This is a genomic window from Aeromonas sp. 602658, from assembly GCF_049173005.1.
GTDB classification, from domain to species: Bacteria; Pseudomonadota; Gammaproteobacteria; order Enterobacterales; family Aeromonadaceae; genus Aeromonas; species Aeromonas veronii_A.
Genome location: NZ_JAAKRF010000001.1, coordinates 284,176 through 296,212, shown reverse-complemented (window position 1 = coordinate 296,212; position 12,037 = coordinate 284,176). Strand labels below are relative to the sequence as shown.

General features: G+C 59.0%; 14 protein-coding genes. 12 read left to right on the top strand and 2 right to left on the bottom strand.

Annotated elements, in window-relative coordinates; translation table 11 throughout:
- Positions 1–7: 7 nt before the first annotated feature.
- Positions 8–1,003, bottom strand: coding sequence for a ubiquinone anaerobic biosynthesis protein UbiU (gene ubiU / locus G5253_RS01215; RefSeq protein ID WP_216978556.1), 996 nt, complete (start codon positions 1,001–1,003; stop codon positions 8–10).
- Between the two features lie 190 nt (positions 1,004–1,193).
- Here ubiU and ubiT point away from each other — a divergent pair, with 190 nt between their 5' ends.
- Positions 1,194–1,727, top strand: coding sequence for a ubiquinone anaerobic biosynthesis accessory factor UbiT (gene ubiT, locus G5253_RS01210; protein WP_005344837.1), 534 nt, complete (start codon positions 1,194–1,196; stop codon positions 1,725–1,727).
- On the opposite strand, the gene G5253_RS01205 is transcribed toward ubiT, so the two are convergent.
- Positions 1,680–2,096: a hypothetical protein gene (locus G5253_RS01205; protein WP_199416033.1), complete on the bottom strand. Its 417-nt coding sequence runs from the start codon at positions 2,094–2,096 to the stop codon at positions 1,680–1,682. The genes ubiT and G5253_RS01205 overlap by 48 nt on opposite strands.
- A gap of 187 nt (positions 2,097–2,283) precedes the next feature.
- Between G5253_RS01205 and trmJ the strand changes: the two genes are divergently transcribed.
- The 11 genes from trmJ to ndk all read left to right on the top strand — a co-directional run bounded on the left by trmJ (position 2,284) and on the right by ndk (position 11,941).
- Positions 2,284–3,006, top strand: a complete 723-nt coding sequence (gene trmJ / locus G5253_RS01200; protein ID WP_005359790.1) for a tRNA (cytosine(32)/uridine(32)-2'-O)-methyltransferase TrmJ — start codon at positions 2,284–2,286, stop codon at positions 3,004–3,006.
- Positions 3,007–3,098: 92 nt separating this feature from the next.
- Positions 3,099–3,602, top strand: a complete 504-nt coding sequence (gene iscR / locus G5253_RS01195; protein ID WP_026035025.1) for a Fe-S cluster assembly transcriptional regulator IscR — start codon at positions 3,099–3,101, stop codon at positions 3,600–3,602.
- A gap of 53 nt (positions 3,603–3,655) precedes the next feature.
- Positions 3,656–4,870: an IscS subfamily cysteine desulfurase gene (locus G5253_RS01190; RefSeq protein WP_266133862.1), complete on the top strand. Its 1,215-nt coding sequence runs from the start codon at positions 3,656–3,658 to the stop codon at positions 4,868–4,870.
- Positions 4,871–4,911: 41 nt separating this feature from the next.
- Positions 4,912–5,295 (top strand): Fe-S cluster assembly scaffold IscU, encoded by a 384-nt coding sequence (gene iscU / locus G5253_RS01185; protein ID WP_005333813.1) that lies wholly within the window; start codon positions 4,912–4,914, stop codon positions 5,293–5,295.
- A 15-nt stretch (positions 5,296–5,310) separates the two neighbouring features.
- Positions 5,311–5,634 carry an iron-sulfur cluster assembly protein IscA gene (iscA, locus tag G5253_RS01180; RefSeq protein ID WP_043823953.1) on the top strand — a complete coding sequence of 108 codons (324 nt, stop codon included), beginning with the start codon at positions 5,311–5,313 and terminating at the stop codon, positions 5,632–5,634.
- 118 nt (positions 5,635–5,752) lie between these two features.
- On the top strand, positions 5,753–6,271 hold the full coding sequence (gene hscB, locus G5253_RS01175; RefSeq protein WP_005351031.1) for a co-chaperone HscB: 519 nt from the start codon (positions 5,753–5,755) through the stop codon (positions 6,269–6,271).
- 28 nt (positions 6,272–6,299) lie between these two features.
- Positions 6,300–8,147, top strand: a complete 1,848-nt coding sequence (gene hscA / locus G5253_RS01170) for a Fe-S protein assembly chaperone HscA (protein ID WP_266133863.1) — start codon at positions 6,300–6,302, stop codon at positions 8,145–8,147.
- Position 8,148: 1 nt separating this feature from the next.
- Entirely contained in the window at positions 8,149–8,487 is a 339-nt protein-coding gene (gene fdx / locus G5253_RS01165; RefSeq protein ID WP_005333808.1) for an ISC system 2Fe-2S type ferredoxin, read from the top strand.
- 173 nt (positions 8,488–8,660) lie between these two features.
- Complete coding sequence (gene pepB, locus G5253_RS01160; protein ID WP_266133864.1) at positions 8,661–9,965, top strand: aminopeptidase PepB; 1,305 nt, start codon at positions 8,661–8,663, stop codon at positions 9,963–9,965.
- On the top strand, positions 9,962–11,245 hold the full coding sequence (gene pepB / locus G5253_RS01155) for an aminopeptidase PepB (RefSeq protein WP_005359802.1): 1,284 nt from the start codon (positions 9,962–9,964) through the stop codon (positions 11,243–11,245). The genes pepB (G5253_RS01160) and pepB (G5253_RS01155) overlap by 4 nt, the downstream gene beginning before the upstream one ends.
- Positions 11,246–11,512: 267 nt before the next feature.
- Positions 11,513–11,941: a nucleoside-diphosphate kinase gene (ndk, locus tag G5253_RS01150; RefSeq protein ID WP_005333805.1), complete on the top strand. Its 429-nt coding sequence runs from the start codon at positions 11,513–11,515 to the stop codon at positions 11,939–11,941.
- Positions 11,942–12,037: the final 96 nt, after the last annotated feature.

Sequence of the window (12,037 nt, the reverse complement as noted above, 5' to 3'; positions counted from 1 at the left end):
GGACTCCTTATTGCCACTGACGATGGTAGGCGCCGAGGGTAGTCTGGCTACCTTCGGAGACGCGTGCGAGCTGGGCATCCCACTCGGCTTTGACCTGATAGGCTTCGGGATTGGCCTGATAGGCATCGATGGCCGCACGCCAGACCCGGGTCACTTGCTCCACATAAGCAGGGCTGCGTTGGCGCCCTTCAATCTTGACCGACTGGATCCCGGTCTTGAACAGCTCGGGCAACAGGCCAAGGGTATTGAGACTGGTGGGCTCTTCCAGCGCGTGGTAGGTCTGGCCATCCACGTCGAAACGCCCCTTGCACAGGGTCGGGTAACCAGCATTTTCGCCCGGGCCATAGCGGTCGATCAGCACTTCGTTGAGTCGCGACTCGAGGCCATTCGGGGTCTCTTCCCAACGGACGAACTTGGCCGGTGAGCAGGCGCCGACGGTGTTGGGGCTCTCGCCAGTCATGTAGGAAGAGAGATAGCAGCGCCCCTCGGCCATGATGCAGAGGCTGCCAAAGGCGAATACCTCAAGGCCAACATCGGTCTCGCGGGCCAGCTGCTTGACCTGATGCATGGAGAGCACCCGGGGCAGCACCACCCGTGTGACATTGAATTGCTGCTGATAGAAGCGAATGGCGGCGGCATTGGTGGCGCTGGCCTGCACCGAGACATGGAGTTCCATCTTGGGGTAGTGGCGGCTGGCATATTCCAGCACGGCGAGATCGGCGATGATTAACGCATCGGCGCCGAGGGCCACCCCGCGATCAACCGCCTGTTTCCATCGAGTATCGGCCCCGGGATGGGCAAAGGTATTGATGGCAATATGCAGCTTGCGACCATGTTGATGCACATAATCTACCGCCTTCTCCAGTTTGCTGTCGGTAAAGTTGAGACCGGCAAAGTGGCGTGCATTGGTGTCATCCTTGAAACCGATATAAACGGCATCGGCCCCGTTATCCACGGCGGTTTTCAGTGCCGGCAAACTGCCTGCCGGACAGAGTAATTCCATTGGTACGCTCCGAGAGTGCATATGAAGGGCAAACGAGCCCTGATTGTATGCAGCCATGCACTCCCGCTTTTTGACCTGAGGCAGCTTTATGTGGCTTTACCCTTCTTGAGGTAACCCTGCACAAGTTTGATTTCCAACAGGATCTTGCCACTCTCCCTGTGTTTGAATGCGCAAAAAAAGGGAGTCTATCGTGTTTCAACAACTGCAACGCCGCCTGGTCGAACAGGCTCCGCGCTTCTTGCGCCATCCCCTCAAGCTGGTTCCCTTCAATCTGCAAAAGCAGCTGATGGAGAGTTTGCTGGCCCGGGTATTCAAAGAGGCTATCGAAGATGGCGATTTCGAGTTTCTGGCAGACAAGTGGCTGAAAGTCGAAGTCTCTGATCTGGAGCTGTGCTGGTTTATCAGTGAGCAGAATGGCCAGCTGGTGGTAGCTCGCGAGTGTGACAAGGCCGATGTCTGCTTCAGCGGTACCGCCAACGACCTGATCCTCATCGCTGGTCGCAAAGAGGATCCGGATTCGCTTTTTTTCCAGCGCAAGCTGAAGATAGAAGGGGATACCGAACTGGGTCTTGAGGTGAAAAACTTGATGGACAGTCTGGATCTCGATGGCTTGCCAAGCCTGATGAAGTATCCCCTGATGGATCTGGCGACGTTTATCGAACGGGCCCGCACCGAGTCAGCGCAGGCTCCGGTGCAGACGGCGCCGGGCGGGATCCCGTCTTAAGTGGACAATCACCCCATGGGCATGGCGACGATAATGGTGCCGTGCCCAGAGGCAGCGACAGGCCCACAGACAGGGCACCAAGGCGATGAGTGCCGCAGGGGCGGGCAGCTGTGACATGGCCAGCCCCGCAGCCAGCCAGATGAAGGGCAGCGCTTCATATAACCACTCCGGCTGTAGCCAGCGTTTGCTCGGAAAGATAATCAGATCGGTACGTCGGTAGCTGGAGCGCATCATCCAGGTCACCGCTCCGGCGATAAACAGCAAGGCGCCTGCAAACCAGAGCAGGGGCTGTTCACTCAACGTAATAATGGCAATGGCTGCCAGCAGGTAGAGGCTGGGCAATCTCTCATAGATAAAGGGAGGAAGCATGGCGTGGTGTCTCCTGTGCCGTTTATCGGATATCCATCAAGTTTAGTCCCCCCCTCTCACTTCCATCATGCTGGTTTGTTATACAAACGGGTGGTTTTGTTCTGAAATGGCTCGGCTTTTACGGTGCCAACATTGTGTTCTCTTATGTTACAATTGCGCGCCATTTTTGACTGAAGATTGACTGGGCATGTTGGATCAGATTCGTATCGTTTTGGTAAACACCTCTCATACCGGCAACATGGGGTCTGCGGCACGCGCCATGAAGACCATGGGGTTGACCCAGCTGGTATTGGTTGATCCGCAAGCCTTGCCGGATGACAATGCCTTCGCCCTGGCGGCTGGTGCCAGCGATGTGCTTGCCAATGCCCGTATCGTCCCGACTCTGGACGACGCGATCGCCGATTGTGGTTTGGTGATTGGCACCAGCGCCCGCTCTCGAACCCTGAGCTGGCCCATGCTCGATCCCCGTGAGGCCGGCGAAAAGTCGGTGGTTGAGGGGATGCAGCACCCGGTCGCGCTGGTGTTTGGTCGTGAGCGCACCGGTCTCACCAACGACGAATTGCAAAAGTGCCACTACCACGTGGCCATTCCGGCCAATCCTGATTACAGCTCTCTCAATCTGGCCATGGCGGTGCAGACCCTCTGTTACGAAGTGCGGATGCGCTGGCTGCAGGGGCAGGCCGCCGAGCCTGAAGATGAGATGGCCTATCCGAGTGCCGCCCAGCTGGAAGGGTTTTATCAGCACCTGGAACAAACCCTGATGAAGACCGGTTTTATTGCCGATGACCATCCGGGTCATGTGATGAGCAAGCTGCGTCGCCTGTTCAATCGGGCTCGGCCGGAAGCGGCAGAGCTCAACATTCTGCGCGGGATTCTGACCTCGGTACAGAAAGCGCGCGTACCGGATTAATCCGACTGATTTACTCAACCATATACTTGACTGTTTTGGTCGGGTATGTGACCATGTGCCCCATTAAATTGCTTCGCAAGACGGTAAGGCACATGAGACTGACTTCAAAAGGACGTTACGCTGTAACCGCCATGCTCGACGTGGCGCTGCATGCAGAGCAGGGGCCCGTCCCCCTTGCCGATATTTCCGAGCGCCAGGGCATCTCGTTGTCCTATCTCGAGCAGCTCTTTGCCCGCCTGCGCAAACATGGTCTGGTGAGCAGCGTGCGTGGCCCGGGCGGTGGTTATCGCCTCGGGTTGGCCCCAGGCGAGATTTCGGTTGGTCAGGTGATCACCGCGGTCGATGAGTCGGTCGATGCCACCAAGTGTCTCGGCAAGGGCGGTTGCCACGGCGGTACCCAGTGCCTGACTCACTCCCTGTGGCGCGACCTGAGTGAGCGGATCTCCAGCTTCCTCGGGGATATCACCCTGGCTGAGCTGGTACGCCAGGCCGATGTGCGCCGCATTGCCGGCAAGCAAGATGAACAAATGAAGACCGTGTTGTCCCTGGTTGATCGGGCAGAACACGGCGATGTGAGCTTGAAAGTCCAACTATAAACGTGCTTTCCACAGCGGGACTCTGTATGACCCGGACTGTGACGGAGAAAAACATGAAACTGCCTATTTACCTTGATTATTCGGCAACCTGTCCGGTGGACCCGCGTGTCGCAGAAAAAATGATGCAGTGTCTCACCATGGATGGCCTGTTCGGCAATCCGGCTTCCCGTTCTCACCGCTTTGGCTGGCAAGCCGAAGAGGCGGTGGATCTGGCCCGTAATCAAGTGGCAGATCTGATCGGCGCCGATCCCCGCGAGATCGTCTTCACTTCCGGTGCGACCGAATCCAATAACCTGGCCATCAAGGGTGTTGCCCACTTCTATGCCAGCAAGGGCAAGCACATCATCACTTCCAAGACCGAACACAAGGCGGTGCTCGATACCTGTCGCCAGCTGGAGCGTGAAGGGTTCGAGGTGACCTATCTTGAGCCGATGCCCAACGGCCTGTTCACTATCGAGATGATTGAGAATGCCATGCGTGATGACACCATCCTGGTCAGCATCATGCATGTGAACAACGAAATCGGCGTGGTTCAGAACATTGCCGCCATCGGCGAGTTGTGCCGTTCCCGCAAGATCCTGCTGCACGTGGATGCCGTTCAGAGTGTGGGCAAGATCCCGGTAGATGTGGAAGCACTGAAAGTGGACCTGCTCTCCGTCTCTGCGCACAAGGTGTATGGTCCGAAAGGGATCGGTGCACTGTTTGTTCGCCGCAAACCCCGCGTTCGTCTGGAAGCCCAGATGCACGGTGGCGGCCACGAGCGCGGCATGCGTTCCGGTACTCTGCCGACCCATCAGATCGTCGGGATGGGCGAAGCTTTCCGCATCGCCAAAGAAGAGATGGTGAGTGAAGGCGAGCGTATCTTGGCACTGCGCCAGCGTCTGTGGAATGGCATCAAGGACATTGAAGCCGTCTACATCAATGGCGATCTGGAGCAACGTGTTCCGGGCAACCTCAACGTCAGCTTTGCCTATGTGGAAGGGGAATCCCTCATCATGGCGCTGAAAGATTTGGCGGTCTCTTCCGGTTCGGCCTGTACCTCCGCCAGCCTGGAACCCTCCTATGTGCTGCGCGCACTGGGTCTGAACGATGAGCTGGCACACAGCTCCATCCGTTTCAGCATGGGTCGCTTCACCACCGAGGAAGAGATTGACTACGCGGTCAAGCTTATTCGTGACTCCATCGGTCGTCTGCGCGAGATGTCCCCCCTGTGGGAGATGTACAAAGACGGCGTCGATCTGAGCACGGTCGAATGGGCTCATCACTGATCCACCGGGTCAGTGAGCAACAGAATTAGCAGGAGTGAGATATGGCTTACAGTGAAAAAGTAATCGACCACTACGAGAATCCTCGCAACGTCGGTGGTTTTGACAAGAATGATCCCAGCGTTGCAACCGGCATGGTCGGTGCGCCCGCCTGTGGTGACGTGATGAAGCTGCAATTGAAGATCAGCGACGAAGGCATCATCGAAGATGCCAAGTTCAAGACCTACGGTTGCGGTTCTGCCATCGCCTCCAGCTCCTTGGTGACCGAATGGGTCAAGGGCAAGACCCTGGACGAAGCGGCTGGCATCAAGAACACCGATATCGCTGAAGAGCTGGCCCTGCCACCGGTGAAGATCCACTGCTCCATTCTGGCTGAGGACGCCATCAAGGCCGCCATCGCCGATTACAAGCAGAAGAAAGGTCTCTAAGCGCCGGAGAGCAGTATGGCTATTACCATGACAGATGCCGCCGCGGCACGGGTTTCCTCTTTTCTGGCTAACCGGGGCAAGGGCATTGGCCTGCGCCTCGGCGTCAAAACCACAGGCTGCTCCGGTCTGGCCTACGTGCTTGAGTTCGTTGATGAACTGACCGATGAGGATAAGGTGTTCGAGCAGCAGGGCGTCAAGATCATTGTTGATGCCAAGAGCCTGATCCATCTGGATGGCACCGAGCTGGATTTCGTCAAGGAGGGCCTCAACGAGGGCTTCCAATTCAACAATCCCAATGCCAAAGGCGAGTGTGGTTGTGGCGAAAGCTTCAGTGTCTGAGATGTTTGACGTGAATGATCCTTCGTCTGTGGTTGAGCGGGTTGTCCATGACCCGTTCAACCACATCTCATTTGCCAAGGGCGAGTGAGGTTGTGGCGAACGTTTCCAAGAGGTTTGCATGAATCATTTCGAGCTGTTTGGGCTGGTTGAAGGCTTCGAGCTCGATACCCGTCAGTTGGCTGATACCTACCGCCAGCTGCAAACCCAATTCCATCCTGATCGTTTTGCCACCGCCCCCGAACGGGAGCAGCTGGCTGCGGTGCAACGTGCCGCCCAGATCAACGAAGCATTCACCACCCTCAAGGCGCCGCTGCGCCGTGCCGAATATCTGCTCTCCCTGCGTGGCACCGATATCCGTGGTGAACAGCAGACCCTGCAAGATACCGCGTTTCTGATGCAGCAGCTGGAGTGGCGCGAGCGTCTGGCCGATCTGAAAGATGACGCAGACCCTGAGCGCGCCATCAAGGATTTTCGCAGCGAGATCAGGCATGATCACCAGATGTTGATGCAGCAGCTGACCGAGTCTCTTGCCGCCGGCAGAGATCTCGTTGCCGCTGATTGCGTTCGCAAACTCAAGTTTGTCGACAAGCTCCTCGAAGAGCTGGAACGATTCGAAGACTCGCTTCTCGAGTCTTGATCCTTTAACGCTGGAAGTTTCATTACCCATGGCATTACTGCAAATCGCCGAACCCGGCCAGAGCGCTGTTCCTCATCAGCACAAACGTGCCGTCGGCATCGATCTCGGCACCACCAACTCTCTCGTCGCTGCGGTTCGCAGCGGTCACGCTGATACTCTTTGCGATGAGCAAGGGCGCGACCTGCTCCCGTCAGTGGTGCACTATCAAAGCGACGCCATTCGAGTGGGGATTGATGCCAAGCGCGAAGCGGCACTCGATCCTCACAACACCATCGTCTCGGTCAAACGGATGATGGGCAAGGCGCTGGCCGATATTGATACTCGCCAGCAGCCCTACCAGTTCATTGCTGCCGACAATGGCATGCCGCAACTGCAAACCCGTCAGGGGCTGGTCAATCCGGTGCAGGTCTCGGCCGAAATTCTCAAAAAGCTGGCCGAGCGTGGCGCCCAGACTCTCGGGGGCGATCTCGATGGCGTGGTCATTACCGTGCCGGCCTATTTCGATGATGCCCAGCGTCAGGGCACCAAGGATGCCGCCCGTCTGGCTGGTCTGCACGTGCTGCGCCTGCTCAACGAGCCGACTGCGGCCGCGATTGCCTATGGCCTTGACTCCGGTCAGGAAGGGGTGATCGCGGTTTACGATCTGGGGGGCGGTACCTTCGATATATCCATCCTGCGTCTGCACCGCGGTGTGTTTGAAGTGATGGCGACCGGCGGCGATTCGGCCCTCGGCGGTGATGATTTTGATCACCTGCTGGCGGACTGGATCAAGGCGCAGGCGGGCCTCTCCGGCGAGCTGGATGCCCATCTGCAGCGCGAGCTGCTGGATGTGGCCGCGGCCGTCAAGCACGGCCTCACCGATACCGACAGCGTTCCCTGCACCTTTGCCGGCTGGCAGGGTTCAGTGAGCCGCAGCCAGTTTGATGAACTCATCACCCCGCTGGTGAAACGGACCTTGCTGGCTTGTCGCCGCGCCCTGCGCGATGCCGGTCTCGAGCAGGTGGAAGTGCTGGAAGTGGTGATGGTCGGTGGTTCCACCCGGGTGCCGCTGGTGCGTGAACTGGTGGGCGATTTCTTCCAGCGTGCGCCGCTGACCAGCATCGATCCGGACAAGGTGGTCGCCATTGGCGCCGCCATCCAGGCCGATATTCTGGTGGGCAACAAGCCCGATGCCGAGATGCTGTTGCTGGACGTTATCCCCTTGTCGCTGGGTCTGGAGACCATGGGTGGCCTCGCCGAGAAGGTGATCCCGCGCAACACCACCATTCCGGTGGCTCGCGCCCAGGAGTTCACCACCTTCAAGGATGGTCAGACCGCCATGGCCATTCACGTGGTACAGGGTGAACGCGAGTTGGTGGCCGATTGCCGCTCCCTGGCCCGCTTTACCCTGACCGGAATTCCGCCGATGGCAGCCGGCGCCGCCCATATTCGCGTCACTTTCCAGGTGGATGCGGATGGTCTGCTCTCGGTCAGCGCCATGGAGAAATCCTCCGGCGTGCAGGCCGAGATCCAGGTCAAGCCCTCTTACGGACTGGCGGAGCAGGATATCCTCAACATGCTGAGTGCCTCCATCGAGAATGCCCAGCAGGATATGGATGCCCGCATGCTGGCCGAGCAGCAGGTTGAAGCCGACCGGGTGGTCGAGAGTCTCAATGCGGCGCTGGCCGCCGATGGCGATGCCCTGCTGAACGCAGCCGAGCGTGCCGAGATTGATGCCGCCATCGCCCATCTGCTGACCATGCGCAACAGCGGCGCAACCCATCAAATCAAAGAAGCCATTGAGGCAGCTGATGCTGTCAGTGGCGAGTTTGCAGCCCGCCGGATGGACGCCTCCATCCGCAAGGTGCTGACCGGACAAAACGTCAACAAGGTGTAATATGCCAAAACTGATCATTCTTCCTCATCCCGTACTCTGTCCGGATGGCGCCGCCCTCGAGGGGCAAAGCGGCGAGACCATTCTGGATGTGGCGCTGCGCAACGGTATCGAAATCGAGCACGCCTGCGAGAAATCCTGTGCCTGCACTACCTGCCACTGCGTGGTGCGCGAGGGCTTTGACTCGCTCGAGCCAAGTGACGAGCTGGAAGACGACATGCTGGACAAAGCGTGGGGGCTGGAGCCGGAATCCCGTCTCAGCTGCCAGGCAAAACTGGCGGACGAGGATCTGGTGGTGGAACTGCCCAAGTACACCCTGAACCTTGCCTCTGAACGCCATTAATTACACATGAGTGAATTGCACGTGCAGCATCCTGTGGTGCTTCAGTGATATGGTGGAAGGCCGTGACCCTCGTGGGCACGGCCTTTTTTGTATTCGTTATTCTCTCTTTGCCAATAAGCTCTTTCCCATAAAGAGTGCTTATACATAGTGCCAGTAAAAAGGAAGCAAACACGATGGCTGACATGATGAAGGTAGCGTTATCCACCCAGGCTGCGGCCGCCTATTGGGGCGAGGGCGCCCAGCTCAGTTTCAATGGCGACGAGGCACTGATCCATCTTGGTGCCGCCGGTCAGGAGAAGGATGTTCTGCGCACCGTTCAGCGCGCCGCCCGTCGCCTCGAATCGAGCGGGATCAAGCGGGTGATGCTGGCCGGTGAGGGGTGGGATCTGGAGCGTCGCTACGCGTTCGCCCAGGGGTTCTACGCCGCCAAGGGATCGCGTGAACTGGATTTCGGCCAGCAGAGCGACGCGGAAGCCCGTGAACTGGATGCGCTGCTCAAGGCGGCTCGCTGGGTACGTGACATCACCAATGGCTGTCCGGAAGAGATCTACCCCATGAGTCTGGCGGAATCGGCCCTGTTGCTCATTCGTGGTATCGCTGGGGATCAGGTCACTGCCCGCATCACCGCCGGTGAAGCGCTGCGCGAGTCCGGCCATATCGGGATCTGGTCGGTTGGCCGTGGCAGCGAGCGCGAGCCGGTGCTGCTGGAGCTCGACTACAACCCGACCGGTGATCGCAATGCGCCGGTGGTGGCGGCGCTGGTGGGCAAGGGGATCACTTTTGATTCTGGCGGCTACTCCATGAAGTCCTCTGACAACATGCTGCCGATGAAGTCCGACATGGGCGGCGCTGCCATGGTGACCGGTGCGCTGGCGCTGGCTATCAGCCGCGGTCTGAACCAGCGGGTGAAGCTCATTCTCTGCTGCGCCGAGAACCTGGTCTCTGGCCACGCCTTCAAGCTGGGCGACATCCTCACTTACAAGAATGGGATTTCGGTCGAGATCCAGAACACCGATGCGGAAGGTCGTCTGGTGCTGGCCGATGGTCTGATGGCGGCCTCCGACAGCGGTGCGGCTTATATCCTTGACGCAGCCACCCTGACCGGCGCCGCCAAGATGGCGCTGGGGCGCGACTACAATGCGGTGTTTGCCCTCGATGAGACCGAACAGCAGCGTGCGCTGGCCGCCGCCAAGGTGGAAAACGAGCAGGCGTGGGCGCTGCCGCTGGAGCCCTGGCATGCCAGCCAGCTCACCTCGGCCTTTGCCGATCTGGGCAACGTCGCCTCGGCAGAAGGCACGGCCGGTGCCACCACGGCTGCTGCGTTTCTCTCCCGCTTCGTGCGCGATGAGGGCAAGGGCTGGGTGCACCTGGATCTGGCAGCCTCCTATCAGAAATCGGGCAATGATCTCTGGGCAACCGGTGCCAAGGGCCACGGTCTGCGCACCATCGCACGCTGGCTGCAGGAGGTGACCGCATGAATGTCTGGTTAAGTCGTGAATTTGCACCGGCCGAGTGGGGGGAGGGGGCGCTGCTCTCTCACCGCGCCGACGGCATGGTGATCCATCTGGTGACGGCCAATCCGCTGCTCGATATCCAGCAGGCGGCCCGTCGCCTCTGCCAGCAGGGGATCCAGAAAGTGACCCTGGCTGGTCATTGGGAGCGTGAACAGCAGTGGGCTTTTGCCCAAGGGCTGCAAACCCCCAAGGCGGAGGTGCAACTGCAGTGGGCCATGTCCTCGGAAGAGGACAGAGAGGAGCTGGAAGCGCGTTGGCTCTGCGGCCGCTGGGTACGCGAGATGACCAATGCCACCCCGGAGCAGTTGGGCCCGCTGGAGCTGGCGGTGGAAGCGGCCTCCTTTATTACCGAGCTGGCGCCGGACAAGGTGAGTCATCGCATTTTGAAAGGCGAAGCGCTGCAACAGGCGGGCTGGGTCGGCCTCTATCAGGTGGGCCGCGGCAGTGCGCGCGAACCGGTATTGCTGGAGCTCGACTTCAACCCGGGGCGTGACCCCAAGGCGCCGGTAGCGGCAGCGCTGGTGGGCAAGGGGATCACCTTTGACTCCGGCGGCTACTCCATGAAGAGCTCCGAGGGGATGCTCACCATGAAGTGCGACATGGGAGGCGCGGCGATTGTCACCGGTGCGCTGGCGCTGGCTATGCTGCGCGGGCTCGACAAGCGGGTGAAGCTGATCCTCTGCTGCGCCGAGAACCTGGTCTCCGGCCACGCCTACAAGCTGGGCGACATCCTCACCTACAAGAACGGCACCACGGTCGAGATTGTGAATACCGATGCCGAGGGGCGGCTGGTGCTGGCCGACGGCCTGCAACTGGCGAGCGAGTCCGGCGCACCGCTGATCATCGATGCCGCGACCCTGACCGGCGCTGCTGTGATGGCGCTGGGTGGGCGCTACAATGCACTGTTTGGCCTCGATAAAGGGCTGGTAAGCCGGGCCATGACCTATGCCGATGCCGAGCATGAGCCTGCCTGGCCGCTGCCGCTGGAGCCCTGGCACCGCCAGCAGTGCCCTTCCCATTACGCCGACACGGCCAACAGCCGTCCGGTGAAGGGGGGCGGGCCGGGTGGCGCCTCCAACGCGGCGGGTTTCCTCTCCCGTTTCGTTGCCAACGAAGGGATGGGCTGGTTGCATATCGATCTGGCCGCTTGCTTCAGTGACAACGGCGATGCCCTCTGGGCGCCGGGGGCCAATACCCTGGGGATGCGCACCATAGCGCGGGCCCTGCTGGCGGAAGCCAAATAGGCGAGACAAGGCACCTTCGGGTGCCTTTTTCATGCTGTTCGAATTGTGAACAAAAGATGGGGTTTTGGCGGCTTAAGGTAACTATCGTGCGCAAGCGCACATATTTTCCGGCTCTGCTCGGTCAAGATGAGTGTGGATGTTGATTGCAAGGGAGTGATGTTTAATAAAAAGTTGCTTGTTTGTGTGTTTTTCCGGTTTTTGTTTACGTATAATCGCCAGCGAACATGGATTCTAACAATAAAACTCTGTAGTTAAGGAAAGATATCAATGGCCATCGAACGTACCTTCTCTATCGTTAAACCGGATGCTGTCAGCAAGAACCTGATCGGTGCCATCTATAGCCGTTTCGAAAGCGCAGGCTTGAAAGTGGTGGCATCCAAAATGCTGCACATGAGCAGTGAACAGGCTGCCGGTTTCTATGCCGAGCATCAGGGCAAGCCTTTTTATGACAATCTGGTCAGCTTCATGACCTCTGGCCCTGTCATGGTGCAGGTGCTGGAAGGGGAAGACGCCATCCGTCGCAATCGCGAGATCATGGGTGCTACCAACCCGAAAGAGGCGCTGGCTGGTACCTTGCGTGCCTGTTATGCCGAGAGCATCGATCGCAACGCAGTACATGGCTCCGATGCACCGGCATCCGCTGCCCGCGAAATTGCCTACTTTTTCTCTGACAACGAGATCTGCCCGCGCGGCTGATTTACGTGGATGATGACCCAAGGGAGCCTCGGCTCCCTTTGTTGTTTTCGCCGTTTACGCAATATCCCTCTATTCTCCAGGTGGAAAGCCAGACCC